At 63.6% G+C, this 24,594-nt stretch carries 21 protein-coding genes and 2 pseudogenes; 9 read left to right on the top strand and 14 right to left on the bottom strand.

What is annotated here, in order from left to right:
* From ACFC3J_RS13430 to miaA, 7 genes and pseudogenes are all read right to left on the bottom strand, one after another.
* A pseudogene (locus tag ACFC3J_RS13430) lies at positions 1–618 on the bottom strand (2-isopropylmalate synthase); the annotation flags it as partial.
* A 303-nt stretch (positions 619–921) separates the two neighbouring features.
* Entirely contained in the window at positions 922–1,545 is a 624-nt protein-coding gene (locus ACFC3J_RS13425) for a YceI family protein (protein ID WP_375196666.1), read from the bottom strand.
* 154 nt (positions 1,546–1,699) lie between these two features.
* The gene (gene ilvC / locus ACFC3J_RS13420; protein WP_375196665.1) at positions 1,700–2,719 is read right to left on the bottom strand and encodes a ketol-acid reductoisomerase; all 1,020 of its coding nucleotides are present in this window, start codon (positions 2,717–2,719) and stop codon (positions 1,700–1,702) included.
* 235 nt (positions 2,720–2,954) lie between these two features.
* On the bottom strand, positions 2,955–3,470 hold the full coding sequence (gene ilvN, locus ACFC3J_RS13415) for an acetolactate synthase small subunit (protein WP_375196664.1): 516 nt from the start codon (positions 3,468–3,470) through the stop codon (positions 2,955–2,957).
* Positions 3,470–3,814, bottom strand: a complete 345-nt coding sequence (locus tag ACFC3J_RS13410) for a hypothetical protein (RefSeq protein ID WP_375196663.1) — start codon at positions 3,812–3,814, stop codon at positions 3,470–3,472. The genes ilvN and ACFC3J_RS13410 overlap by 1 nt, the downstream gene beginning before the upstream one ends.
* Complete coding sequence (locus ACFC3J_RS13405; RefSeq protein ID WP_375196662.1) at positions 3,811–5,559, bottom strand: acetolactate synthase 3 large subunit; 1,749 nt, start codon at positions 5,557–5,559, stop codon at positions 3,811–3,813. Before ACFC3J_RS13405 ends, ACFC3J_RS13410 begins: the two co-directional genes overlap by 4 nt.
* Positions 5,560–5,660: 101 nt before the next feature.
* Complete coding sequence (gene miaA / locus ACFC3J_RS13400; RefSeq protein WP_375196661.1) at positions 5,661–6,605, bottom strand: tRNA (adenosine(37)-N6)-dimethylallyltransferase MiaA; 945 nt, start codon at positions 6,603–6,605, stop codon at positions 5,661–5,663.
* Between miaA and serB the strand changes: the two genes are divergently transcribed.
* Together serB and ACFC3J_RS13390 are read left to right on the top strand one after the other, a co-directional pair.
* Positions 6,604–7,482, top strand: coding sequence for a phosphoserine phosphatase SerB (gene serB, locus ACFC3J_RS13395; protein ID WP_375196660.1), 879 nt, complete (start codon positions 6,604–6,606; stop codon positions 7,480–7,482). The genes miaA and serB overlap by 2 nt on opposite strands.
* A 34-nt stretch (positions 7,483–7,516) precedes the next feature.
* Positions 7,517–7,690: pseudogene (locus ACFC3J_RS13390) on the top strand (murein L,D-transpeptidase); the annotation flags it as partial.
* Between the two features lie 27 nt (positions 7,691–7,717).
* Here the strand turns inward: ACFC3J_RS13390 and ACFC3J_RS13385 are convergent.
* On the bottom strand, positions 7,718–8,482 hold the full coding sequence (locus ACFC3J_RS13385) for a MauE/DoxX family redox-associated membrane protein (RefSeq protein WP_375196659.1): 765 nt from the start codon (positions 8,480–8,482) through the stop codon (positions 7,718–7,720).
* Between the two features lie 71 nt (positions 8,483–8,553).
* Here ACFC3J_RS13385 and ACFC3J_RS13380 point away from each other — a divergent pair, with 71 nt between their 5' ends.
* Complete coding sequence (locus ACFC3J_RS13380) at positions 8,554–8,955, top strand: MerR family DNA-binding protein (protein ID WP_375196658.1); 402 nt, start codon at positions 8,554–8,556, stop codon at positions 8,953–8,955.
* Here ACFC3J_RS13380 and ruvX read toward each other — a convergent pair whose 3' ends face one another.
* Together ruvX and ACFC3J_RS13370 are read right to left on the bottom strand one after the other, a co-directional pair.
* The gene (gene ruvX, locus ACFC3J_RS13375) at positions 8,956–9,426 is read right to left on the bottom strand and encodes a Holliday junction resolvase RuvX (protein ID WP_375196657.1); all 471 of its coding nucleotides are present in this window, start codon (positions 9,424–9,426) and stop codon (positions 8,956–8,958) included.
* A 2-nt stretch (positions 9,427–9,428) separates the two neighbouring features.
* Positions 9,429–10,547: a DUF3089 domain-containing protein gene (locus ACFC3J_RS13370; RefSeq protein ID WP_375196656.1), complete on the bottom strand. Its 1,119-nt coding sequence runs from the start codon at positions 10,545–10,547 to the stop codon at positions 9,429–9,431.
* A 113-nt stretch (positions 10,548–10,660) separates the two neighbouring features.
* On the opposite strand from ACFC3J_RS13370, the gene gatC reads away from it, so the two are divergent.
* From gatC to ACFC3J_RS13350, 4 genes are all read left to right on the top strand, one after another.
* A complete protein-coding gene (gatC, locus tag ACFC3J_RS13365) occupies positions 10,661–10,948 on the top strand; it encodes an Asp-tRNA(Asn)/Glu-tRNA(Gln) amidotransferase subunit GatC (protein ID WP_375196668.1) in 288 nt (95 codons plus the stop codon).
* Positions 10,948–12,435 carry an Asp-tRNA(Asn)/Glu-tRNA(Gln) amidotransferase subunit GatA gene (gene gatA / locus ACFC3J_RS13360; RefSeq protein ID WP_375196655.1) on the top strand — a complete coding sequence of 496 codons (1,488 nt, stop codon included), beginning with the start codon at positions 10,948–10,950 and terminating at the stop codon, positions 12,433–12,435. Before gatC ends, gatA begins: the two co-directional genes overlap by 1 nt.
* Before the next feature lie 95 nt (positions 12,436–12,530).
* Positions 12,531–14,033 (top strand): Asp-tRNA(Asn)/Glu-tRNA(Gln) amidotransferase subunit GatB, encoded by a 1,503-nt coding sequence (gene gatB / locus ACFC3J_RS13355; protein WP_375196654.1) that lies wholly within the window; start codon positions 12,531–12,533, stop codon positions 14,031–14,033.
* A gap of 55 nt (positions 14,034–14,088) precedes the next feature.
* Positions 14,089–14,973: a hypothetical protein gene (locus tag ACFC3J_RS13350; protein WP_375196653.1), complete on the top strand. Its 885-nt coding sequence runs from the start codon at positions 14,089–14,091 to the stop codon at positions 14,971–14,973.
* A 146-nt stretch (positions 14,974–15,119) separates the two neighbouring features.
* On the opposite strand, the gene ACFC3J_RS13345 is transcribed toward ACFC3J_RS13350, so the two are convergent.
* From ACFC3J_RS13345 to ACFC3J_RS13330, 4 genes are all read right to left on the bottom strand, one after another.
* Positions 15,120–18,329 (bottom strand): autotransporter domain-containing protein, encoded by a 3,210-nt coding sequence (locus tag ACFC3J_RS13345; RefSeq protein ID WP_375196652.1) that lies wholly within the window; start codon positions 18,327–18,329, stop codon positions 15,120–15,122.
* A gap of 100 nt (positions 18,330–18,429) precedes the next feature.
* On the bottom strand, positions 18,430–20,883 hold the full coding sequence (locus ACFC3J_RS13340; protein ID WP_375196651.1) for a TonB-dependent receptor domain-containing protein: 2,454 nt from the start codon (positions 20,881–20,883) through the stop codon (positions 18,430–18,432).
* A complete protein-coding gene (locus tag ACFC3J_RS13335; RefSeq protein ID WP_375196667.1) occupies positions 20,867–21,796 on the bottom strand; it encodes a FecR domain-containing protein in 930 nt (309 codons plus the stop codon). Before ACFC3J_RS13335 ends, ACFC3J_RS13340 begins: the two co-directional genes overlap by 17 nt.
* A 55-nt stretch (positions 21,797–21,851) precedes the next feature.
* Positions 21,852–22,364, bottom strand: a complete 513-nt coding sequence (locus ACFC3J_RS13330) for an RNA polymerase sigma factor (protein WP_375196650.1) — start codon at positions 22,362–22,364, stop codon at positions 21,852–21,854.
* 111 nt (positions 22,365–22,475) lie between these two features.
* On the opposite strand from ACFC3J_RS13330, the gene ACFC3J_RS13325 reads away from it, so the two are divergent.
* Together ACFC3J_RS13325 and ACFC3J_RS13320 are read left to right on the top strand one after the other, a co-directional pair.
* Complete coding sequence (locus tag ACFC3J_RS13325) at positions 22,476–23,675, top strand: serine hydrolase domain-containing protein (protein WP_375196649.1); 1,200 nt, start codon at positions 22,476–22,478, stop codon at positions 23,673–23,675.
* A 187-nt stretch (positions 23,676–23,862) separates the two neighbouring features.
* Positions 23,863–24,594: glycogen/starch/alpha-glucan phosphorylase (locus tag ACFC3J_RS13320; RefSeq protein WP_375196648.1), on the top strand; the 732-nt coding region annotated here is incomplete at its 3' end.

Raw genomic sequence — 24,594 nt, 5'->3', positions numbered from 1 at the left:
CGGGCGATCGGGCGTCGGTTGCAGGATTTCCATCACCGCTTCACAACATTCCAGGCTGAAATCCAGCTCTGCGGTCGAGAAGGTTTCCGGCGAATATTCGAAATGCCAGTCGGTATCCGGCTGCCTGGCCGCATTGTCCCGCAGCAGCTTCGCCGCGTTGATCGCGATTTCCCTGATCTGCGGCCGGTCCATCTGGAACACGATGTTGCGCCAGGCGGGCGACACCGCGTTGTAGACGTGGACGATCGCCTTTTTCGCGCCGCGCAGGGATTCGAATGTGGTTGCGATCAGGTCTTCGCGGGCCTGCGTCAGCACCTGCGGGACGACGTCATCGGGGATCGCGCCCTCGCGGACCAGACCGGAGATGAAATCGAACTCGGTCGCGCCCGCGCTGGGGAAACCGACCTCTATTTCCTTGACGCCCACCTTCACCAGCAGGTCGAAGAAGCGGCGCTTCTTTTCCGCGTTCATCGGATCGATCAACGACTGGTTGCCGTCGCGCATGTCGGTCGACAGCCAGCGCGGGGGCGAGGTGATGACGGCGCCCGGCCACTGGCGATTGGGCAGATCCACCTGAGGGAAGGGGCGGTATTTCAGCGAGGGATCGTTCAGCATCATGACGAAAATGACTTCTCTGCAATCGAGCGGCGCCCAAAATAGATGCGGCCTGCCCGGTGGTACGACTATCTGCTTGATTATGCCCTTAGGCGGATTGCTGCGTCATTCAAGCGAAGCAGCACAAAAACCACGCCTAAGGGCGTGTAAGTCGTAGCAGGGGAAGGAGCGCGCGCTGCATGATGGATCGCCCTTAACCTTTTTTGGGCGGTCCCGTCCAGTGTTTCTTGCGAGTGAAGTTAGGCGGAAAGCCCGCGAACATGGCGGCGGGCGCAAAAAGCGCGCCCGCCGATACGCCAACGTCGCCTATTTCTGGAAAGCGGCGACGATCTTCAGTTCCACGGCGTCGCCCACCATCGGCACGCCATAGCCCATGTTGAAATCGCTCCGCTTGACGGTGGTGGTGGCGACGAAGCCCACATTTTCCTTGCCGCCCATCATCGCAGGAGCCTTGCCCGCACCATAGAATTGAGCGTCGAGCGTCACCGGCTTTGTGATGCCCTTGATCGTCAGGTTGCCGCTGATTTCCGCTTCGGTACCCTGCACCTTCACGCCGGTCGACACGAAGGTCGCCTTGGGGAATTTGGCGGCATCGAAAAATTCCGGCTTCATCAGATGTTCGTCGAGCTTGGCGACGCCGGTTCGCAGATTGGCGACTGGCACGTCGACTGCAACCTTGGCGGCCGAGGGGTTTTTGGGATCGAGCGTCAGCGTGCCGGTCGATTCGGAAATAACGCCCAGATTGTTGGAAAAGCCCATATGGTCATAGGCGAACATGATCTGGGTATGGCCCGGATCGATCGTATAGGTGCCGGCAGTGACGCGAGCCGGATCCTTCGCGCCCGGGACGGGCGGCATCTGCTGGGCAACGACGACGCTGCCACCGGCAAGCGCGACGAGGGCGGCGGCGGGAATCAGATATTTGCGCATGAGGCAGGCTCTCCAAAAAGCAATCAAGGGACGCCGCCAGAATAGGCAACGTCCCCCGATTGTTCCATAGCCGTAACCGGAAACGAAGCGTTCCCTTAATGGCTAGTTCGAAAAGTGCATCAAAAGGCTTTTGAAAGCTCCGATGCGCCGTCGATCAGTTTTTGTCCTTGTCGACCAGCTTGTTGGCGCCGATCCAGGGCATCATGGCGCGCAGCTTGGCGCCGGTTTCCTCGATCGGGTGGCGCTGGGAAGCAATGCGGCTCGCCTTGAGTTCCGGCTGGCCGGCGCGGTTGTCGAGCACGAAGTCCTTGACGAAGCGGCCCGACTGGATGTCGGCCAGAACGCGCTTCATTTCCTTCTTCGTCTCTTCGGTGATGATGCGCGGGCCGGTCTTGATGTCGCCATATTCGGCGGTGTTCGAGATCGAATAGCGCATGGTGGCGATGCCGCCTTCATACATCAGGTCGACGATCAGCTTCAGTTCGTGAAGGCATTCGAAATAGGCCATTTCCGGAGAATAGCCCGCTTCGACCAGCGTTTCGAAACCGGCCTGAACCAGCGCGGTGGTGCCGCCGCACAGCACGGCCTGCTCGCCGAACAGGTCGGTTTCGCATTCCTCGCGGAAGTTGGTTTCGATGATGCCGCTGCGGCCGCCGCCGACGCCCGAAGCGTAGGAGAGGGCGATGTCATGGGCGTTGCCGGTTGCGTCCTGATGGACGGCGATCAGGCAGGGCACGCCGCCGCCGCGCTGATATTCGCCGCGGACGGTGTGGCCGGGGCCCTTGGGCGCGATCATGATGACGTCGACGTCCTTGCGCGGCTCGATCAGGCCGAAATGCACGTTGAGGCCGTGCGCGAAGGCGAGCGCGGCGCCGGGGCGCAGATTGGCGTGGATGTCGTCAGCGTAGATGGCGGCCTGATGCTCGTCGGGGGCGAGGATCATGAGGACGTCGGCCCATGCGGCGGCTTCCGCGTTGGGCAGCACCTTGAAGCCTGCGCCTTCGGCCTTCTTGGCAGAGCCCGAACCGGGACGCAGCGCGATGGCGACTTCAGCGACGCCCGAGTCACGCAGATTCTGCGCGTGAGCATGACCCTGCGAGCCGTAGCCGAGGATGGCGACCTTCTTGCCCTTGATCAGGCCGATGTCCGCGTCGCGGTCGTAATAAACCTTCATTTGACGTTCCTTCTTTCAGTCCGGTTGGCGCCTTGCGGAGCCTGGATTTGCGGTGAGGGGGAACCACCTGCGCACGGGGGAGGGATTTTCGCCCTCACCCTCCCACCGCTGCGCGGTAGGCCCCTCCCTCTCCCGATGGGAGAGGGGTTATTTCTCTGGAGCGGTTCGCGCTCCAGTTATTTGTTGTCGCATCGTTCGGGCAGAAAAACCGGTGCCCACTTTTCTGCACGATGCTTCAGTTCGGCTCCTTGCCGCGGATCAGGCCGACGACGCCGGTGCGGCCGACTTCAACAAGGCCGATCTGCCGCATCAGGCCGACGAAATTGTCGATCTTGTCGGTTGTGCCCGTGATCTCGAAAATGAAGCTCTCGATCGTCGTGTCGACCACCTTGGCGCGGAACACGTCGGCGAGGCGCAGCGCCTCGATCCGGTCCTCGCCCACGCCCGCGACCTTGACGAGCGCCAATTCGCGCTCGACGAAGGGGCCATTGTCGGTAAGGTCGGTGACCTTGTGGACCGGCACAAGGCGGTCGAGCTGGGCGATTATCTGGTCGATCACCTTGGGCGGCCCGCTGGTGACGATGGTGATGCGGCTGATCGCATGGTCGGGCGTGATATCCGCCACGGTCAGGCTGTCGATATTATAGCCGCGTGCGGTGAACAGGCCCGCAATGCGCGCCAATATGCCCGCTTCGTTCGAAACCGTCAGCGACAGGACGTGCCGCTCGTTAATCTCTTCCTGAATATGCATCAGATCGTTCCGTTATCCGGTTCCTCGCGCTCATGGCGCTCTGAAATCATGCCCGTGAAGGCGTAGTGCCATGTGCCGTCGTCGCGATGGGCGATCCGCACGGGAAAGCCTGCAATCGCATCGAACATCCGCGTCAGATGCTCCCCCACATAGCGGGGGCTGACAAGCAGGCGGCCGATATGGCGCTCATGAAAGTCGAAGCCCGTATCCAGATGGACTTCCCAATCCTCATTCTCAGGATCGGCATGGTCCACCGTCCAGCCAGTCAGTTCCGGCGTGCCCGCGACCCGTTCGAAGTCGAAGGGTTCGCTCACATGGATGCGGAGCTTCAGATGCGTGGTCACACCAGCGCCTTCGCCTCATCCGACATGATGCCCTCGACCTGACTCGGATCGAGCAGCATGTCGGTATGCGCCGCGCCCGACGGGATCATCGGGAAGCAGTTGCTGAGCTTTGCCACGCGGCAGTCCACGATCACCGGGCCGGGCGTATCGATCATCTGACGGATGCCCGCTTCCAGTTCCTGCGGGCCTTCGATCCGGATACCGGTCCAGCCATAGGCTTCCGCCAGCTTCACGAAATCGGGCAGGCTGTCCGAATAGCTGTTGGAATAGCGGCTTTCATAGGTCAGTTCCTGCCACTGGCGGACCATGCCCATATATTCATTGTTGAGGATGAATATCTTGACCGGCAGGCGGTACTGGCTGGCCGTGCCCATTTCCTGGATGTTCATCTGGATCGAGGCATCGCCAGCGACGCAGACGACCAGGCTGTCGGGATTCCCGACCTGCGCGCCGATGGCGGCGGGAAAGCCATAGCCCATGGTGCCGAGGCCGCCGGAAGTCAGCCATTTGTTGGGTTCATCGAAACCGAAATGCTGGGCCGCCCACATCTGGTGCTGGCCGACTTCGGTGGTGATGATGACGTCCTTGGAAGATCGCGACGCCTTGTAGAGCTGTGCGATCGCTTCCTGCGGCATGATTTCTTCACGGCTTTCGGGATAGGCGAGGCTGTTGCGCGCGCGCCAGCCGTCGATCCGCGCCCACCATTCTGTGAGGTCCGCCGCCTTGTGGCCGTGGTCCTTCCAGAGCGCGATCATGTCGGTCAGCGCGCTGGCAACGTCCGCGACGATAGGCAGGTCGACGTCGACGGTTTTATTGATCGAGCTGCGATCGATATCGATATGGATCTTCTTCGAATTCGGCGCGAAGGCGTCGAGGCGCCCGGTCACGCGGTCGTCGAAGCGGGCGCCGACGCAGACGATCAGGTCCGCCTTGTTCATTGCCCAATTGGCTTCATAGGTGCCGTGCATGCCCAGCATGCCGACCCACTGGTCCGAAGATGCCGGAAAGGCCCCCAGACCCATGAGCGTCGAGGTGACGGGCGCGCCGGTCAGCGCAGCGATTTCGCGCAGCAGATCCGATGCTTCCGGACCGCTGTTGATGACGCCGCCGCCAGTGTAGAAGATCGGCCGCTCCGCCTTTGCCAGCCATTCGACGGCTGTGGCTATGGCTGTGGCGTCGCCCTTCGTCTGGGGACGGTAGCTGGCATGTTCGAACGCCTTGGGCCTATCATAAGGCGCCGTCGCGATCTGGACATTTTTCGGAATGTCGATGACGACCGGACCGGGACGGCCGGTGGTGGCGATATGGAACGCTTCATGGACGACACCGGCGAGCCTCGCGGGGGACTTCACCAGATAGTTGTGCTTCGAACAGTGACGGGTGATGCCGATCGTGTCCGCTTCCTGGAACGCGTCGGTGCCGATCAGCTGCGTTGGAACCTGGCCAGTGATGACGACCATCGGGATCGAATCCATCAGCGCGTCGGTGATGCCGGTGACGGCATTGGTCGCGCCGGGGCCGGATGTGACCAGAACGACGCCGGGCTTGCCGGTCGAGCGCGCATAACCTTCCGCCATATGGGTCGCGCCCTGTTCGTGGCGAACAAGCACGTGGCGGATCTTCGGATGATTGAAGAGTGCATCATAGATAGGCAGCACCGCGCCGCCCGGATAACCGAAAACGACCTCGACCCCCAGGTCGATCAGGCACTCAACCAATATGTCCGCGCCGCTCTTTTCGGCCACGATGGATTCCTTCCGCCAGATACAGGTTGCGCCGTCTGCGCCAGATCAGGCGCGATGGCAAGGCGGGTGCAATTATTAGACATAAAATGGCAAGTCAAGGACTATTGTTGTAATTTAATTGCTAATTCTATGGAGATTTTATCATCAATCTGCCGTGTTTCCCGCATCCAAGCCGCCGGCGGCTGCCGGGAAAACCAGGTATATTGCCGTTTGGCATATTGGCGGGTCGCGACCCGGCCCCGTTCGAGCATGGCGTGGCGATCGATCTTTCCGTTGAGCCAGGCTGCGATTTCCGGGACGCCAATGGCGCGCATGACAGGGAGGTCTGGCGGGAGATTGCGGGCGAGCAGGGTTTCCACTTCCGCCACCGCGCCGCCGTCGACCATCTGCCCGAAGCGGCGGTCGCAGCGGTCGATCAGCCAGTCGCGTGGGGGGAGCAGGATCAGCGGCGAGAGGGCGATGCGGTCGCCGATGCCGCCGCTTTTATGTTGCTGCCACTCGGAAAGGGGTTTTCCGGTCGAGCGGACGACCTCCAGCGCTCTGGCGACGCGGGTGCTGTCGGCGGGAGCGAGGCGGGCGGCGGCTTCCGGGTCCTCCCCGGCTAGCGCGGCATGGGCTTCCGCTACGGGCATGGCGCGGATCGCGGCGCGGATCGCTGGATCGATGTCGGGCACGGGAGCGATGCCGTCCAGAAGGGTGCGCAGATAGAGGCCCGTCCCCCCGACCAGTATGGGGAGGCGCCCTTCGCCATGCGCCTTGTCCACTTCGGCCCGCGCCTCGGCGGCCCAGCGTGCGGCGGTGCAGGCCTCCGCCCCGTCGATATGGCCGAAAAGACGGTGCGGAGCCTGCGTCATTTCCTCTGGCGAAGGCCGAGCCGAGAGGATTTGCAGGTCGGCGTACACCTGGCTCGCATCGGCGTTGATGACGACACCATTGGCTGCGCGGGCGAGAGCAATGGCAAGCGCGCTCTTGCCGCTGGCGGTAGGCCCGGCAATAAGCGCGACGCGCGGGCGGGATTCGCCCTTATATGTTTCAGGAGTGTCCATGTTCGTCGCGACCTTAGTGGCAAGTGCGGCCTTGAGTCAGGAAGATATTGCGGAGGCCGCCGGCCGGCTGGCCGCCGCGGGCTGCGCGCCGGTGGATAGCCAATGGCTGGACGAGGGCAAGGCAGCGGATATTTTCTTCGGCGCCGATCCTGTTACGGCGCGGGCAGCGCTGACCGGGATCGGCGACAGGGTGGATGTGATCGTCCAGCTGGCCGAGGGGCGCGAGAAGAAGCTGCTGATCGCGGACATGGATTCCACCATGATCACCGTCGAGTGCATCGACGAACTGGCCGATTATGCCGGGATCAAGCCCCAGATCGCCGAGATTACCGAGCGGGCCATGCGCGGCGAGCTGGATTTCGCGGGCGCGCTGCACGAGCGCGTGGCACTGCTCAAGGGGCTGGCGGACAGCGCCATCGATCAGTGCCGCGTCGAGCGCGTCAGGATCATGCCCGGCGCCAAGGCGCTGGTGCGCACGATGAAGGGGCGTGGCGCGCAGACCCTGCTGGTGTCGGGCGGCTTCACCCGTTTCACCGGGCCGGTAGCGGAGGAGATCGGGTTCGACAATGCCGTCGCCAATGTGCTGGAAATTGCGGACGATGCTCTGCTGGGAACAGTGACGGTGCCGATCGTGGATGCGGCGCGCAAACTGGCGGAACTGGAAGCGGCCATTGAGGGCGGTATCGATCGTGCGCTGACTCTGGCGGTGGGTGACGGGGCGAACGACATTCCGATGATTCAGGGTGCGGGGCTGGGCGTCGCCTATCATGCCAAGCCCAAGACCCGCGAAGCGGCTGCGGCGGAAATCGTTCATGGCGATCTGTCGGTGCTGCTGTATGCGCAGGGTATCGCTTCGGCGGATTGGATTGAGGATTGAACCTTAAATGCTTCGCGCCCTCGCGCAGGAGCACCATTATGACCCGTTGATCGCGCTCAATCTCGAACGGGCGCGGCTGTTGCCGGGGCCTGGGGTGCGTCATGTGGTGGTCGATGCGGCTTCGGCGCGGCTCTGGTAATTTTCCAGCGGCGCGCATGACGGGACGATCAAAGTCATTGTGGGCGCGAAGGAAAGCCGGACGCCTATGGGCGGGACGCGACGCGAGTTTTTTGACTTAATGAATGCCAGCCAGCATCCACAGGGCCATCGCCACCATCATCACATTCTCCGTCAGTGAGACGAAGCCGAGCGGCACGTTGCTGCTGCCCCCGACGCAGGCACATTTGAGTTCGCGCTTCTCGATATAGACCGCCTTGAACACCGACACCGCGCCGATGCTGCCGATGAACAGCGCGACCGGGATCGAAAGCCAGTTGAGCCAGCCAGTCAGCATCAGCATACCCGCGCCTAGTTCGAGAAACGGATAGAGTTTCCCATAAGGGACGTAGCGGCGGGCAAGCAGGTCATAGTTCAGGAACATGGTCGCAAAGCGCTCCACATCCTGCAATTTCAGCATGGCGAGCAACATCATGGTGATGGCGATGAAGCGCTCCACCGTCATAAGGCTGACGAGAGGCATGGCCTGCATCGCGGTGAAGGCGATCGCCAGCAGCGCGCCGACGGTGAAGACGGCCAGGACAGGGGTGTAGCTCGTCGCCTTGGGATCAGCGACCTTCAGGCCGAAATGGCGGCGCAGATCGTCATGACCGCCGACGCGTCGGCCATCGATGAAAATCTGCGGCGTCGTCCTGACGTCATGCGCGGCCTTGAACGCGTCGGTTTCTTCGCGGCTGGTGAGCCAATGATCCTCGACCTCATAACCCTTGTGCCTCAGCAGCCAGCGCGCCTTGAGGCCATAGGGGCAGATATGGCCCGGCATCACCATACGGTAGAGAATGGCCTTGCGGGGCTGGGTCGCATCGGTTGCCAGGGTCGTCATGAGTTCGCTTTCTTCTGGAAATAACGCCGATGCCCCCCATATGGGGTCCGTACCATGGTCCGGAGTCAAGCATGGCAATGACGATTTCTGGTCTGGCCCGCGCTGGCGGCGTGGGCGTCGAGACGGTGCGCTTCTATCAGCGGCGCGGTTTGCTGGGCACGCCCGAACGGCCGGAAGGCGGCGGCATGGCTGGCGGCGTGCGGCGCTATGAGGAAGAGGATGTGCGGCGGCTGAAGTTCATCCGCTCGGCGCAGGGAGCGGGCTTCACGCTTGAGCAGATCGGGGAATTGCTGCGGCTCGACGCCGGGCAGGACCGGGCGCGGGCGCGGGAACTGGCGGCGCAGCGGCTGGAGGCGCTGGACCTCAGGATCGCCGAGTTGCAGGCGGCGCGGGATTCGCTGCGGCGGCTGGCCGGCGCCTGCCATGCTTCGGAGGAGGGGCCTTGTCCGATTATTTCGGCTTTTGAAGGCTGATCAGAAGCCTGCCATCAGGCCGTCAATCGCGCCTTGCAGAATATAGCTGGCGGCGAGCTTGTCGACCAGCACGTCCCGGCGGGCGCGGCTGGCATCCGCCTCCAGCAAGGTGCGCGTCACCGCCTGCGTCGACCAGCGCTCGTCCCAGAGCAGGATCGGCAGGCCAAGATCGGCGATATTGCGGGCAAAGGCGCGGCTGGCCTGACTGCGGGGGCTTTCGCTGCCGTCAAGGTTCAGCGGCAGGCCAATCACCACGCCCTTCACCTGCTGCTGCTCCATGAAGGCGGCCAGCGCGACCTTGTCCTTGCTGAACTTGCCCCGGGATACAGTGTGGGCGGGACTGGCGATCGACCAGCCCGCATCGCAAAGCGCCAGCCCGATCGTCTTGGTGCCGACATCCATGCCGAGCAGGCGGCCCCCCTGCGGCAGGGCTTCGCGGAAAACCGCGCGGTCGGCGGTAAGGATGGTCATTTCTATTTCTTCAGAAAGGCGGCAAGCCGCTGCTTTGCGTCTTCGCGCACATCGGCCCAGAACAGGGCATAGTCATATACATGGTAGTTGTTCCCCGGCAAGGTGAACGGCCCCATGTCGACCGGCTCGCCGATCATCAGCACGCCGCTGGTGTCGCAGCGGGCGGGAACGATGCCGGGGACGAGGCGGGGCGACCTGCCCTGTTCGCGGGCATCGAGCGTTCCGCGATTGGCGCTGGCGGGCGCTGCCCCGTTGAAGGCGCCGGTGATCGGGTTGGTGCAGAGCATGTGGGTGCCCTTGTGCGGCCTGCCGGTAAAGCTGGGCTTGCGTTCGAAACTTTCGATCACGGGAGAAGGGTCGGCCGGTTCGGCATAGCTTTGCCAACTGACGACGCAATGCGACTGGTCGCGGCGGGCGCAGGCGGGCAGCCCCAGCGCCGGGAGATCGGCTTCTACCGAGATCGGCCAGCCGACCGCGTAGACGGCGGCGATCCGGTCCGCCACGGGTTGCCCGGCGACCTTCTCCCTGAGCAGTTGCAGCAGGTGGCGGGACCCCTGGCTATGGGCGGCGAGGATCAGCGGACCTTGCGGGTTGGCATTCAGGAAGGCCGCGAACGCCTGCGCCACATCGCGATAGGCGGCGGCGAGCGCCTGATCGCCCGCAGGCTCGGAGGTGAGAAAAGCGCCATAATTGGCTTGTCGGTAACGGGGCGCCCAGACGGCGCCCGCGGCATTGAAGGCGCTGGCCTGATTCTGGACGAAACGGCGGGCCGTCGTGAGAGATTCCTTGTCATCAAGGCGCATGTTCCAATGCGCGTCGCCCAGCGTCGTGATGTAAGAGGTCGGATGGATGAAGAAGATGGCCGCTTTTTGCGCGACTGGCGCCTCCTTCACCCCCTCCGGCGTCCAGAGCGCAGGATTGTCCCTCACTATGTCGGGCCGGGCGATCCACATTTCCGGATCGTCATAAGCGTTGGCGGGAAGGGGAGGTATCTGCGTAAAAGCCTCTCGCGGGACCATCACCATGCGGATCAGCTGCATGCCCCAGATGCGGTAGACCAGCAACGCCGCAATCACCAACACGATCAGGCCAGCGAAGACATAGAGGAATTTGCGGGCCAACAGGCGCTCTCCAAAGAGTGAACCCTTTCTGTCTGGCGCAAGCGCGGCATGCGCGCAATAGCTCGAGCCAAGGGGACTTGAAGCCTATGGACGCCAATGGTAGCGGCGGGGCCATGTCGATAGACCTTCAGACCGTGAAAAAGATCGCCAGCCTCTCGCGCATTTCGGTGACTGATGCCGAAGCCGAAGCGATGGTGCCCGAACTCAACAACATCCTTGGCTGGGTGGAGCAATTGGGCGAGGTGGACGTGACCGGCGTGCAGCCGATGACCGCCGTGATCCCCAACCATCTGCGCCTGCGCGAAGATGCCGTCACCGACGGCGACGTGCGCGACAAGGTGCTGGCCAATGCGCCGCAGGCCGAACATGGCTTTTTCGCCGTGCCAAAGGTAATCGAATAATGAGCAACAATCTGACTGATCTGACGGTCGCGGAAATCCGCGACGGCTTTCGCGCGGGCGACTTTTCGGCGCGCGAAGTGGCGGAGGCGTTCAACGCCAATGTCGCGGCGGCCAAGGCGCTGAACGCCTTCATCGTCGAGACGCCGGAAAAGGCGCTGGAAGCGGCGGATGCGGCCGACAGGGCAAAGGCGGCGGGCGAAGCGCTGAAGCCGCTGTCCGGCGTGCCCATCGGTATGAAGGACCTGTTCTGCACCGAAGGCGTGCAGACGACCGCCGCCAGTCACATGCTGGAAGGGTTCACGCCGACCTATGAGTCCACGGTTTCGAAAAAGCTGTGGGATGCAGGCGCGGGTATGCTGGGCAAGCTGAACCTCGACCAGTTCGCCATGGGGTCTTCCAACGAGACCAGCTATTTCGGCAATGTGATTTCGCCGTGGCGGCGGGGTGGCGGGGATAATGCCGCTCTGGCGCCCGGTGGGTCTTCGGGCGGATCTTCGGCGGCGATTTCGGCGCGGCTCTGCCCGGCGGCGACCGGAACCGACACAGGTGGCTCCATCCGTCAGCCTGCAGCATTCACCGGCATTTCGGGCATCAAGCCGACCTATGGCCGCTGCTCGCGCTGGGGCATCGTGGCGTTTGCAAGTTCGCTCGATCAGGCAGGGCCGATGGCGCGGACGGTGCGCGACAATGCCATCCTGCTGGAGACGATGGCGGGCTTCGATCCCAAGGACTCCACTTCGCTCGATCTGGCCGTGCCGCAGTGGGAAGCCAATCTGTCCAGCGATCTCAGGGGCAAGACGGTGGGTATTCCGAAGGAATATCGCCCCGATGGCCTGAACGCCGAAATCTCCGCCATGTGGGATCGCGGGATCGAATGGCTGAAGGATGCGGGCGCCGAAGTGGTCGAAGTGTCGCTGCCGCACACGAAATATGCGCTGCCGACTTACTATATCATCGCACCTGCCGAGGCGTCCTCGAACCTCGCCCGCTACGACGGCGTGCGTTATGGCCAGCGCGACTTGCCCGATGGGGCGGGATTGCAGGACATGTATGCCGCGACCCGCGCCGCTGGTTTCGGGCCGGAGGTCAAGCGCCGCATCATGATCGGCACCTATGTGCTGTCGGCGGGCTTCTATGACGCCTATTATACGCAGGCACAGAAGGTCCGGGCGCTGATCGCCCGCGATTTCGAACAGGCCTTTGAAAAGTGCGACCTGCTGCTGACGCCGACCGCACCAAGCGCATCCTTTGCATTGGGCGAGAAGCAGGCCGATCCACTGGCCATGTATCTGAACGACGTCTTCACGGTGCCTGCTTCGCTGGCGGGATTGCCTGCTATGGCGGTGCCGGGCGGGCTGGACGCGCAGGGGCTGCCGCTGGGCTTGCAGATTATCGGCAAGGCGCTCGATGAGCAGACCGTGCTGAACGCGGGCCTCGCCATCGAGGAACGTGCTGGCTTCACGGCGCGGCCGGAGAAGTGGTGGTAATCAGTTCCGTCATGCCAGCGCAGGCTGGCATCTCAGGCGGCGTGGCACGACATATGAGAAAGATCCCAGCCTTCGTTGGGATGACGGTGTGAGAAATGACTGAATCAACCTATCGCATTCAGGGCGCAACCGGCGAGTGGGAGGTCGTGATCGGCCTGGAAGTCCATGCGCAGGTGACGAGCCAGGCGAAGCTCTTTTCCGGCGCGGCCACGGCTTTCGGCGCGGAGCCGAACACGCAGGTCAGCCTGGTCGACGCGGCCATGCCCGGCATGCTGCCCGTGCCCAACCGGGAATGCATCCGTCAGGCGGTGCGCACCGGCATGGCGATCAAGGCGCAGATCAACAAATGGTCGCGCTTCGACCGCAAGAATTACTTCTACGCCGATCTGCCGCAGGGCTACCAGATCAGCCAGCTCTACCACCCGCTGGTGGGCGAGGGCGAGATCGAGATCAGTCTGGACGACAAGAATCCCGACGCCGTGACCAAGCGGATCGGCATCGAGCGCATCCATGTCGAACAGGATGCGGGCAAGCTGATGCACGACCAGCATCCGACCCGCTCCTATGTCGACCTAAACCGTTCGGGCGTGGCGCTGATGGAAATCGTGTCGAAGCCGGACATGCGTTCGCCTGCCGAGGCCGGGGCCTATCTCTCCAAGCTGCGGACGATCCTGCGCTATGTCGGGTCCTGCGACGGCAATATGGATCAGGGTTCGATGCGCGCCGACGTCAACGTCTCGGTCCGCAAGCCCGGCGACGAATTCGGAACGCGCACCGAGACGAAGAATGTGAACTCGGTTCGCTTCGTCATGGCGGTCGTGGAATATGAGGCGAGCCGTCAGGTCGATGTTCTGGAGGCTGGCGGCAAGGTCGTGCAGGAAACGCGCCTTTACGATCCCGACAAGAACGAAACGCGCTCCATGCGGTCTAAGGAAGACGCGCACGACTATCGCTATTTCCCTGATCCGGACTTGCTGCCGCTGGAACTGGACGACGCTTTCCTGGAGGAATGTCGCCAGTCGCTGCCCGAACTGCCCGACGCCAAGCGTCAGCGCTATGAAAAGGATCTGGGCCTCTCCGCCTACAACGCCGCAACGCTGACAGCGGATGCCGACACCGCCCGCTGGTTCGAAGCGCTGCTGGCCGAAGCTGCGCGCATCCAGAAGAAGAGCGAGGGCGAAGTCGCCAAGGCTTCGGCCAACTGGCTGCTGTCGGAGCTTTACGGTGCGCTCAATCGCCTCGGCAAAAGCCTTGAAGACAGCCCGGTCGGTCCTGAAGAGGGCGCCGAACTGTTGGCCCTCGTCGCGGACGGTACGATCAGCGGCACCATCGCCAAGCAGGTTTTCGAGATCATGCTGGAAACCGGAGACCGCGCGCCGAAGATCGTTGAGGAAAAGGGCCTGAAGCAGACCAGCGACACCGGCGCGATCGAGGCGGCGGTGGCCAAGGTCCTTGCCGATAACGGCGACAAGGTCGAGCAGTATAAGGCGGGCAAGGAAGCGTTGTTCGGCTTCTTCGTCGGCCAGACGATGAAGGCGATGCAGGGTAAGGCCAATCCGCAGGTCGTCAACGAACTGATCAAAAAGGCTTTGAGCTAAACAAAAGGACAGGCCCGGCATGGGGATGCCGGGCTTTTTTCTTGTGGGGGTGGACATGAACAGGGGGATTTTGTCCGTGGGGCTGTGCCTCGCGGCATGCGCGGCGTCCGTGACGGCGCGCGCCGAGACGCTGAACAATGACAGCGTCGTGGCTCTGGTGGGCGCTGGCCTTGGCGACGAAGCCGTCATCGCCAAGATCAAGGCGTCGCCCGCGCAATATAAACTCTCCACCGACGACCTGATCGCGCTCAAGAAGAGCGGCGTGTCCGGTCCCGTCATCGCGGCGATGATCGAAGCGGGATCGCAGGGTATCACATCCGCCCAAGCGGCGATGTCGGCGGACTCCCCCGATCCGTTGGTGCCGCATCCGTCGGGCATATATATGCTGATGGAAGGCGCGCAGCCAGCGCGCATGGCGCGAATCGACCCGACCATCTCCAATCAGAGCAAGACCGGCGGTATTTTGGGCTATGCTTTCACCGGCGGCATCGCTTCGCTCAGCATCAAGGCGGTCATTCCCAACGTCAGCGCCCGGATCGCTGCAGGGAAGGCGCGGCCGGTCTTCTATTTCTATTTCGACGAAGCCAATCGCAGCCTTTCGCATGCCGGGACGCCCTCGCTCTGGCTGGCGGGACCGGCGACCGCGATCACCTCTCCCAATGAATTCAGCCTGATCCAGTTCGATGTGAAGAAGGACCGTCGTGAAACGCGGGTGGGTAGCATGAACCTGGGTGGCGCAAAGTCCGGCGTCATGGACAAGGACCGCATCGCCTTCGATTATGAGCAGGTCGCGCCCGGCGTGTTCAAGGTGATGCCCCGGGCTGATCTGGCGGCGGGCGAATATGGCTTCCTCTATTCGGTCAGCACTGGTTCGGGCCCCGGCATGTGGGGCGGCGGCACGGGCGGGGCGCGCATCTTCGATTTCGCGATCCGGCCCTGACGAACAAGGAAAAAGGGGCGCTGCCGGGGGGAGGCAGCGCCCCTTCCATTTGTGCCATGACCCCGTGGGGACGGGTTTCATGTCATGGCCGACTGGCGGACCGGGAGGGTCTGTGGGGTGTGGCCCGCCAACTCTCTGTTAGGACGTCACAGAATGAAATTAACCGTCGCTCGCAATGAGAGGGCGACATGATTTTGTTGCTGCTCCGCACCGACTTCGCCGCCGACGCGGAAACTTTCGGTCCCGCCGATCAGCCGGGCGCGGCCGGTCCAGCCGCTGGTGCGCTTGTCCGCGATCAGGGTGAAATCCTCGCCTCCGGTGAAGTGCGCCGTGGTGTCGCCCAGCGAACCCGCGATGATCTGGCGTCGCCCGCCCTCCACTTCGAACCGCATCCAGCCGTCCTCGCGGTTGAGGCTGCCGAAATCGTAACCCAGCGTGACATTGCCGCTGGCCGTCAGTTCATCGCTGGTTCTGCCGTCGACGATCAGGTTGAAGGCATTGCCGCCGCCGGTTTCGCTATAGCCGCTTTCCTTGAGACGGTAATAATCAATGCCCGCTGCCGGCCGCAGACTGAAACGATCGAAGTGCAGTTCGTAAGAACCGCCCGCCGTCGCGGAAACGAGCTTGCCCGACCAATTGCCGTTCGCCGTGCGGACGATGTCGCCGCTTTCGAAATGGCGGCTGCCTTTGAAGTCGATATGGGCCGCGGAAACCCGCGCATAGGTCTGAAGCGGGCCCCAGTCGCCGCGCCAGTGCGCCGCCAGCTCGAACTGGTCTGAATCGACCGCATTGTTGGTGCTGCCGGACGAATCGCTGCCGTGGACATAGGCGAAGGAACCGCCGAAGGCGCCGACGCCTGTCAGATATTCCGCGCCGAAGCTCGCGCCCCAGCCGTTGATGTCATAGGATGCCGTGTCGCCTACGCTTTTCGAGCTGCCGAACGCGACCTGTTGGAGCCAGAAACCCAGATTGCCGTCCGGCGTGCGATAGATGCCGCCGGGATCGGACAGAATGCGGGCCGTGGCGCGCGAACCGGCAGTCACCGCCTCGAACGTGCCGCCCGCATGGTCGGGCAGCATCTGTTGCAGATCCGCCTTCAGCGTATCGCCGTCCGTGATGGCGAGGTAGCTGTTGGCGATTGCGCTGTCATTGTCCAGCGCGTTGAAGATCGCGCTGTAGGCTCGCGCCTGCGATCCGGACAGGCCCAGTTCCGCTGCCGTCTTGGCCTTGATCGACAGGGTGACCTCGCCGGTCGACGCGTCGCTCGCCACCGAGCCGCTGAACATATAGGGAATCAACGTGGCGGAGGAGAGGGCGGGTGTGCCGCTCAGCGATCCTGCGCGGACGATGACATAGTCGCCCTCCGATCCTGCGACGGAACTCAACGTTGCCTTGACCTGAGATCCGGTGGCGAAGGTCGCGGCGCCCGCGACGTCGTAGAGCGTGTTCGTGCCGTTGGCGGCGTCGATAGTGACGCCGATGACCGACGATCCGCTCAGGCTGAGCGATCCCAACGCGACCGTCCCGCTGTTGCTGGCGTTGAGCGTGCCGCCGTTGACCACGACCGCCGTATTGGCTGCATTGCTGATTGCGCCGTTCAGCGAGGCGGTGTCCGACAGGGTGAGGGTTGAGCTGCCGCCGCCAAAATCGACGCCGCCATTGAGTCGTGAAGTGCCGCCCAAGCTGAGGCTGGAACTGCCGCTACCCAGCGCGACATCGCCAGTCAGGATGGATGTCCCCGACAGCGACAGGCTGTTGCTGCCAGCGCCCAGATTGACGTCGCCGGTAATGGTACCCGCCGAAACCGTGACCACATCGTTGCCGGAACCCAGCCGGATATCACCCGTGATCGAAGGCGCGGTCGCAGTCGAGGAGGCCAGCGCCTGCGTCAGCGCGACTCCGCTGCTGTTGGCGCTCATGTCGATAGCGATGTTCGATCCGTCCTTGCCCCCAGCGGCAGAGATCTTCCCGTTGTTGGTCAGGGTCGATACGGTGCCGGAAGAGTCGAGAATGGCAATCGCCGTGCCCTTTTCATCGCTCAATGCCGTGGCGCTGATGGTGCCGCTGTTGAGGATGGCGTTGCTGGTGGCGCCCGCATCGATCACCAGCGCGCGCGCCGAAGTGCCCGTCAGATCCGAACCCGTCGCGCCGATGGCGCCGCTGATCTGGATGGTGCCGGCGGTGGTGCCGCTGCCGATGCGAAGGGCGGTTGCGTTGCTGTCATAGGAAACCGCGCCGACCGTGCCGGAAACCAGCAGGCCCTTAGCCAGCGAAACGTCCCCGCCCAATCCGCCGATGACAAGGCCGTTGGCGTTAACCCCGTTATAGATGCCATAGCCCGCGATGCCGCCCTTGACAATCAGGCCATAGCCGGAGGTTTCGGAGGCGACCGCGCCGATGGCGGTGTCGGCGGTGGCCGATCCGATCTGCACTGCTGGGGCGGAGCCATAGGTGTAGACAGCGGCGGAGCCTTCACTGCTGTCGGCCAGGCCATCGTCATCGACATCGGTGTCGCTGTCGCTAAGGGTCGGAGGTATGTCGAAAATGACGCCGCCCGTCACATTGCCGGAAATGGTCACGGCCGATCCGCCCTGCAGCAGGTCGTCCGAGTCCAGTTTCGACGTGTCGGTTGGCCGGGTCGTGTAGCGATAGCCGGTGCTGCTGACGGTGCCCTGAATCTTGACCGCGCCCGTCACATCCCCTTGCAGCGCCACGCCCACGCTGTTGGCGCCGGTGACGGCGGTGGTGCCGCGGATGGTCACGTTGCCGGTCACGCCGTTGGCCAGCACGCCATAGCTGTTGTCGCCGACCACGCTGGTCGAACCGCTGGTCGACAGATTCCCCGCGAGCGGGCCGTCGACGCGGATGCCTGCGGACTGGTTGCCCTCGATGGTGATGGTGCCGCTGCTGTCGATATTGCCCGTATGGGTGGCGCCCGACTGGACCCAGATGCCGTTGCGGCCCGTTCCCTTGGCGAAGGGGCCGTCAAGATCGCCGTCGTTGTCGCTATCGGTGGCGGTATAATCCTCATCCAGCGTGATCGTGCCGCTATTGGTGATGTTGCCGCTGGTGCCCGCCGCTGAAAGGATGCCGGTCGCTCCATCGGCACCTGAGATGGTCAGGGTTCCGGCATTGCTGACCTTGTTGTTGCTGTCCTGCGTGATGGCGGCGCCGCTGGTCAGCTTGATCGTCCCGGCAGAACTGACGGTGACGTCGTCAGCCGCGCCGCTGGCGGCAGTGGAGGTCTTGACGGCGGTGGTGGTGGAAGAACCGATGGTCGTTTCCGCCGCCGCGTCGGCCACGGTCAGGGCGGCCAGAACGGGAGCGATGGCCGTGCAGGCCAATAAATTGCGCATGATGTCTCCTCTGAGGCTCGCGCCATCTTGCGAAGCGCGTATGGGCGGGAGACGGCGCCGAAGTGCCCGATCCGTCAGACAAAATTCGGATTGGATTGCCCTAGAAGGCGAAATCGACGCCCAGACGGATGGTGCGCGGCCGCAGCGGCGTCACATAATCGCCGCGCAGGTCGAAGGGCGTGCCGAGCGAAAACTGGTTGCCGCTGCTGTCCAGCAGGTTGGACAGGGTCAGGGAGTATTGCACCGGCCCCCGCGTCAGGCTGGCGCTGAGCGCGGTGTCGACATAATCGCCCTGCGTCCGCCCCAGGATGGGGCCGACGCCAAGGCGCGACTTGCCGATATAGCGGGCCGACCCGGTCAGGTGGAACTGCATGTCGCGGCCCACCGGCGCGCGATAGTCGAAGCTGATGCGTCCGCCCAGATTGGCGACATTGGGCAGGGTCAGCGACTGTCCTTCATAGGACAGCATCCGTACGAACTGGGCCGGACGGCTTAGGCGGCTGTCATTGTAGATGATGCTGCCGTCCAGCGTCAGCCGGGGCACAGGGCGGACGGCGATGCGCCCCTCCACCGTATAGATGCGCCCGTCGCCGATATTGGCGGTGGTGGGAATGCCGATGCGATCGGTGACGTCGGCCTGGATGTCCTTCCAGCGCGTGTAAGCCACGTTGCCGGTCAAGGCGACGGCATCGACGCCGGGCACGCCCCTGCGGAAGCCCAGTTCCACCGTCGATGCCCGGTCGTTGCGGAAGCGCTGGATATGCTGGTCGTCGACGGCCAGCCCGCCCGGCCGGAAGCCCTGCTGGAAGCGGGCGTAGACGGTCATGCCCGGCAACGCATCGGTCAGCAGCGAGAAAGAGGGCAGGAAGATCGTCTCGTTCCGGTTCGCCTGCGCCTCCGCACGGGCGATCGCAGCGTCGGAGAGGATGGCGATGGGGTCGATCGCCTCGCCGCTGAGACGGCTGTTGGTCAGTCGGCCGCCGATCGTGGCAATCAGGCCGGTCATGGGTTCGAAGGAGGCTTCGCCGAACAGGGTCGCTTCCCGGATGCGGTTGCGCACGCCGGTCGACGTCGCGGGCAAGCCTCGGCCATACATGGGAACGCCGGGAATGACCTGCGGCTGCACCGTCGCCGTGCCGTAGCTCGTCAGCGACCGTTGAATGTCCGAGGTGCTTTCCAGATAGGAAGCGCCCAATATCCAGCCGAGGCCATTGTCCAGATCGCGGACGATGCGATTTTCGGTGGAGAAGATGTCCACCCTGTTCCGTTGCCGGAACAGGGATGCGGGGCCGTCCGCCCCAGCCGGATCATATTGCGTCGCATCATAGCTTTCGGTCAGGATGTTGCGCACAAATCCGGTCGACGACACGAAGCGCAGATCGTCCCATTGCCGCTCGACCCGCAGATTGGCGAGCGCATAGTCGGACGAATAGGGTTGGGGGAGGGCGGAGGCGCGCTTCAGGTCGCCGATCTGCCTGGCGGCATATTGGGCGTCGTCGCCTTCGATCCGCTGATAAACGCCTGCAAGATCGATCGTCCAGTTCTCGTCCGGCGCGAAGCGGAGCGCCGCCCGGCCGCCATAGGTGCGCGTGCGGTTGACGTCGTTCTTGCGATATCCGGGATTTTCATTGTCGATATAGCCGCCGTCCTGCACGCCATAGCCGACGACGCGCAGCGCGATCTTCTCCGCCAGAATCGGCAGGTTGATCGTGGCTGCCAGATCCCCGCCCGGATCGCCATGCTGGGTTGCGCTGAGGCCCGCGGACATCTGCCCGCCCGCCGCGCCCAGATTGGGAGCATTGGGAATCATGCGCACGATGCCGCCCAGCGACCCGGCGCCGTAAAGCGTGCCCTGCGGCCCCTCCAGCACCTCCACGCCCTGCATGTCATAGAGTTTGAGGTCCGGGTCGGGCGCGGCATAGTTGAGCCGCATGTCGCCCAGATATTGGCCCGTCGTCGCCTGCGTCGGCCCGGCAACGCCGGAATCGGCGATGGCGCGGATGAACAGCTTGTTGCGGCCCGTGCCTGCGTGGGTGGAACTGAGGCTCGCCACGCGCAGAATGAGGCTGGCCGTGCCGCCGGCCGCCTCACCGCTGGAGAAGGCGTTGTCCCCTACCACATCCACCACCCCGGCATAGCGGGGCAGCGGCGTGTCGCGCTTGGAAGCGGTGACGATGATCTCGGCGGGTTCCTGCTCCGCTGGAGCGGGAGCGGGCTTGTTTGCTGCGGCTTGCGGCTGTTCCCTCGGCCTCTGCACGCGCACGATCCGCCATGTAAATGCATCGATCCTGCGAATGCTGGCGCCGCTGCCCCTGAGCAGCTTTTTGAGCGCCCCTTCCACTGACATGCGGCCCTGAACGGCGGGCGTGGAAATAGCGGCCAGCGACTGGTCCGACATGCCGATGCTTGCGCCGGTCTGGCGGCCGAGCGCTATCGCCGCCTCGCCCAGCCGTCCAGGGGCGATGCTGATCTCCTGTCTATCCGCAGCCCGCACGGGCGAAGCGGCCGCTATGGCGAGGGCGGTGACGAAAAGGACCTCAGCGTGGCGGGCCATCCCCCTCCTTCAACAGCCAGCCGTCACCCTGTTTGACGGCGGTCAGCCCCATCAGCGGCGCGGCGCCGGCGAAGAACAGTTCCGGATTGCGGTCCAGCCGGATCGTGCCGGTAAAGCGCATCGCCCCAGCGGCGGGCGTGGCAGCAAGTTGCACGCCCAGCGACCGGGCGATGTCGGCGCTGATCTGCGCCACCGGCGCATTGGTATAGGTAAGGCGTCCGTGACGCCAACTCGCGACGGCGTCGATTGCGACATCCATGATGCGCAGGCCGTTTTCATCGTCGCTCAAAGCGCGTCCGGCGGGCAGGCTGATGGCTTCGGCGCCGGGATTGTAGATCACCTTGCCTTCGGACACGCCGATGCGGGTCGCATTGCCGCTATGGACGATGTTGAAAACGGTTCCGGCATCCTCGAACACCGCGTCGCCGACGGTCACGCGGAAGGGATTGCTGGCGTCGTGCTTCACCGTGAAGGCCGCCTCGCCGCTGTCGAGCGCCGCAAAGCGCGCATCGTGGCGGTCGAACCGCATGGTGGTGCCGCCGTTCAGTTCGACCCGCGTGCCGTCGTCCAGCGCGATGCTCCGCGTTTCGCCGGGCTTTGTCGTGACGCTGTAGATGTCGGTGCGGTTCATGACGCCGAGGGAGACGGCCGCGACCAGCGCCGCCGCCACGGCGCCGCCGCCCAGCCAGCGCATGGGGCGCCAGCCGCGCTCGCCGGGATCATTGGCAGGCGCAGCGATCGTGACCGGCTCATCGGGCACGATATCGGCCAGACCGGCATCCGCCGCCATCAGTGCGTCATAGGCTGCCGCATGGCCGGAGTCCGCCTCCAGCCAATCGGTAAAAGCCGCCCAATCGGCAAATTCAGGATCGCGCGTGCGGATGACCCATCCGAGCGCCTCCTCGTTCATCATGGCTCCAGCCCCGTTCATGTCATGCCCCTTGTCGAGCGAGACGCCGCCGCCCTCCTCATTCCGTATCCATTTTCCGCTTGAGGGCGATCATGGCGCGATAGGCCTTTTGCAGATCTTTTTCCACGGTCGTCAGGCTGACCCCCAATTCCTCCGCTATCAGCCTCTGTCCGACCCCTTCGATGCGAAAGCGGCGGAACACCAGTTCCACGCGCGGGCCAAGCGAGCGGAGAACGTTGCGGGCCTCATTCAGCCTTTCGTCGAGGATCAGACGCTCGTCGATCGCAATTTCCTCCGACGGGTCCGCCATCACGCCGCCTGCGCCCTCTGCCCAATCCTGCTCGCGCCGCTCGCGCCGGATAGCGGAGCGGTAGCGGTCCAGCATCAGATTGTTCGCCATGCGATAGAGATAGGGTAGGGGATCGGCGACCGGGCCAAGATCCTTTTCCTCCAGCTTCATCCAGATGTCCTGCAACAGGTCCTCGGCATCCTCGCCCGCGCCGCGGGCGCGCAGGAAGCGCAGGAGGGCGGGGCGATTGTTCAGGAAGATGGCGGAAAGGCCGGTAGCCATGAAGCAGCAGGGGTCCAGAGGGTCAGGCCGCTTGCCATAAAGGCCCGATGGGGGTGTTGGCAACGGCCAAGCGGCTGTTCTAACAGAGGCCCGGCACCGGCAGGAGGATCAATGCGGCTGACAGGACAGGTTGACGCAGCGGCAGCGCAGGCGGCGGGCATGAGCGCAGCACGGCTGGAGGCTCTGGTGACGCATCTGCATCAAAGCTATGTCGAGTCGGGCAAGCTGCCGCATATGCAGTTGCTGGTGTCGCGGGGCGAGCAGCCAGTCCTTTCCGTCCGCAGCGGCATCGCCCGCGCGACGGGGGAACCGTTGGGCGCGGACGCACTCTATCGCATCGCTTCGATGACCAAGCCGGTGACGTCGGTCGCCTTCATGATGCTGGTCGAGCAGGGACTGGCGGCGCTGGACGATCCGGTAACGAAGGTGCTGCCGGAATTTGCCGGGCTCCAGGCCGGCGCAGGCAAGAAGCTTGAGCGTCCCATGTTGATGATCGACCTGCTGCGGCACACCTCGGGGCTGACCTATGGTCTTCAGCGCCAGACGGCGATCGATGCGCGCTACCGGGAATTGGGGCTGGACGAATTTCAGCAGAAGCGCAGTCCGGACGAGTTCATAACGGCACTGGCCTCTCTGCCGCTGGAGTTTTCGCCGGGGGAGCGGTGGAATTACTCCGTCTCCACCGACGTGCTGGGCGTGGTGGTCGAGCGGCTGAGCGGCCTTGATCTGGAGAGTTGTTTCCGGGAACGGATTTTCGATCCTCTGGGCATGGTGGATACATTTTTCGAGCTTCCCGAAAATCGCATCGAACGAATGACCGACGCCTGGCAGTTAAGCGCGCAGGGCGCGCTCTCACTTTATGAGCGGGGCAATCGGAGCGGATGGCGCAGGTCGCTGCGTTTACGCTCGGGCGGCGGCGGATTGCTGTCGAGCGTCGCGGACTATCATCGCTTCGCCCGGATGCTGCTGCGGGGCGGGGAACTGGACGGATCGCGGCTGCTGAAGCCGGAGACGGTGGCGGCGATGCGTGCCAATCATCTGCCCGGCGGCGGCGATCTGGCCAGTCTCTCCTCCTCCATGTTCAGCGAGGCGGACTATGCCGGGGTCGGCTTTGGTCTGGGCTTTGCGACCGACATGAAAACGCAGGAATTTTACTGGGGCGGCGTGTTCTCGACCTTCTTTTTCATCGATCCGGTCGAGCGGCTCATCGCCATCTTCATGACCCAGCATTTTCCGTCGAACAGCTATCCTGTGCGAAAGCAACTGCGCGCCGGCATTCGAGATGCCATCGTGGAACGCTGCGGGAGTTAATTGCTGCGCTGCAAAATTTACTGTTGGCGAGGCTGAAGGCGCATGCAATCATCGCTCCCGGACTCCAGGACAGATTCCGATCCGATTGCATCGCCTCGGCTGCCCTGAGTTTGGATTTAACGTGTTTTCCGGGCGGGCAGGGTAATCTGGCCTTCTTCGAAAACGCTTAGGCAAAAGGGGCACGCGCATGAACCTCAAAGGCCAAACCACGCTTCCCAAGCCCGCTCCCCGGCAGGTCGATCCCCAGGTCCTTGCCCATGAGATCGTCGAGCGGCTGACCTATCGCATCGGCAAGAATGCCGCAGCGGCGAAACCGCATGACTGGCTGCACGCCGTCATTCTCGCCATTCGCGACCGGGTGATCGATGCATGGATCGCTTCCACCCAGAAAACCTATGAAGAACAGGGGCGGCGCGTCTATTATCTGAGCCTGGAATTCCTGATCGGTCGCCTGATGCGCGATGCCGCATCCAACATGGAAATGCTGGACGACATGCAGGCGGCGCTGACCTCGCTGGGCGTCGACATCGACATCATTGCGGCGCTGGAGCCGGACGCTGCGCTGGGCAATGGCGGTCTGGGACGGCTGGCGGCCTGTTTCATGGAAAGCATGGCCACCGTGGATGTACCCGCCTACGGTTATGGCATCCGTTATGTGAACGGCATGTTTCGACAGGAGATTTCGGACGGCTGGCAGGTGGAACTGCCCGAAACCTGGCTGACACATGGCAATCCCTGGGAGTTTGAGCGGCGCGAGGCGAGCTATGAGATTGGCTTTGGCGGCCGGGTCGATCCGTCGGAAAGCGAGGATGCCAGCCCGCATCAGATGCGCTGGCGGCCCGCAGAGCGGGTGATCGCGACGCCCTACGATACACCGATTGCGGGATGGCGGGGCAAGCGGGTCAATACGCTGCGCCTT

Origin of the sequence: Sphingobium sp., from assembly GCF_041987595.1 — a bacterium.
Taxonomy (GTDB): domain Bacteria; phylum Pseudomonadota; class Alphaproteobacteria; order Sphingomonadales; family Sphingomonadaceae; genus Sphingobium.
Note: the sequence above shows the minus strand (reverse complement) of the source record. Positions and strands in the feature narration are given on the sequence as shown.

What these genes read in the sequence shown, in the direction of transcription:
- ilvC (WP_375196665.1), bottom strand. Translation starts at nt 2,719, where the DNA reads ATGAAGGTTTATTACGACCGCGACGCGGACATCGGCCTGATCAAGGGC.
- ACFC3J_RS13340 (WP_375196651.1), bottom strand. Translation starts at nt 20,883, where the DNA reads ATGGCCCGCCACGCTGAGGTCCTTTTCGTCACCGCCCTCGCCATAGCG.
- ACFC3J_RS13380 (WP_375196658.1), top strand. Translation starts at nt 8,554, where the DNA reads ATGGCAATGACGATTTCTGGTCTGGCCCGCGCTGGCGGCGTGGGCGTC.
- ACFC3J_RS13345 (WP_375196652.1), bottom strand. Translation starts at nt 18,329, where the DNA reads ATGCGCAATTTATTGGCCTGCACGGCCATCGCTCCCGTTCTGGCCGCC.
- ACFC3J_RS13325 (WP_375196649.1), top strand. Translation starts at nt 22,476, where the DNA reads ATGCGGCTGACAGGACAGGTTGACGCAGCGGCAGCGCAGGCGGCGGGC.
- gatA (WP_375196655.1), top strand. Translation starts at nt 10,948, where the DNA reads ATGAGCAACAATCTGACTGATCTGACGGTCGCGGAAATCCGCGACGGC.
- ACFC3J_RS13385 (WP_375196659.1), bottom strand. Translation starts at nt 8,482, where the DNA reads ATGACGACCCTGGCAACCGATGCGACCCAGCCCCGCAAGGCCATTCTC.
- ruvX (WP_375196657.1), bottom strand. Translation starts at nt 9,426, where the DNA reads ATGACCATCCTTACCGCCGACCGCGCGGTTTTCCGCGAAGCCCTGCCG.
- gatB (WP_375196654.1), top strand. Translation starts at nt 12,531, where the DNA reads ATGACTGAATCAACCTATCGCATTCAGGGCGCAACCGGCGAGTGGGAG.
- ACFC3J_RS13330 (WP_375196650.1), bottom strand. Translation starts at nt 22,364, where the DNA reads ATGGCTACCGGCCTTTCCGCCATCTTCCTGAACAATCGCCCCGCCCTC.
- ACFC3J_RS13335 (WP_375196667.1), bottom strand. Translation starts at nt 21,796, where the DNA reads ATGATGAACGAGGAGGCGCTCGGATGGGTCATCCGCACGCGCGATCCT.
- ilvN (WP_375196664.1), bottom strand. Translation starts at nt 3,470, where the DNA reads ATGCATATTCAGGAAGAGATTAACGAGCGGCACGTCCTGTCGCTGACG.
- ACFC3J_RS13350 (WP_375196653.1), top strand. Translation starts at nt 14,089, where the DNA reads ATGAACAGGGGGATTTTGTCCGTGGGGCTGTGCCTCGCGGCATGCGCG.
- serB (WP_375196660.1), top strand. Translation starts at nt 6,604, where the DNA reads ATGTTCGTCGCGACCTTAGTGGCAAGTGCGGCCTTGAGTCAGGAAGAT.
- gatC (WP_375196668.1), top strand. Translation starts at nt 10,661, where the DNA reads ATGTCGATAGACCTTCAGACCGTGAAAAAGATCGCCAGCCTCTCGCGC.
- miaA (WP_375196661.1), bottom strand. Translation starts at nt 6,605, where the DNA reads ATGGACACTCCTGAAACATATAAGGGCGAATCCCGCCCGCGCGTCGCG.
- ACFC3J_RS13425 (WP_375196666.1), bottom strand. Translation starts at nt 1,545, where the DNA reads ATGCGCAAATATCTGATTCCCGCCGCCGCCCTCGTCGCGCTTGCCGGT.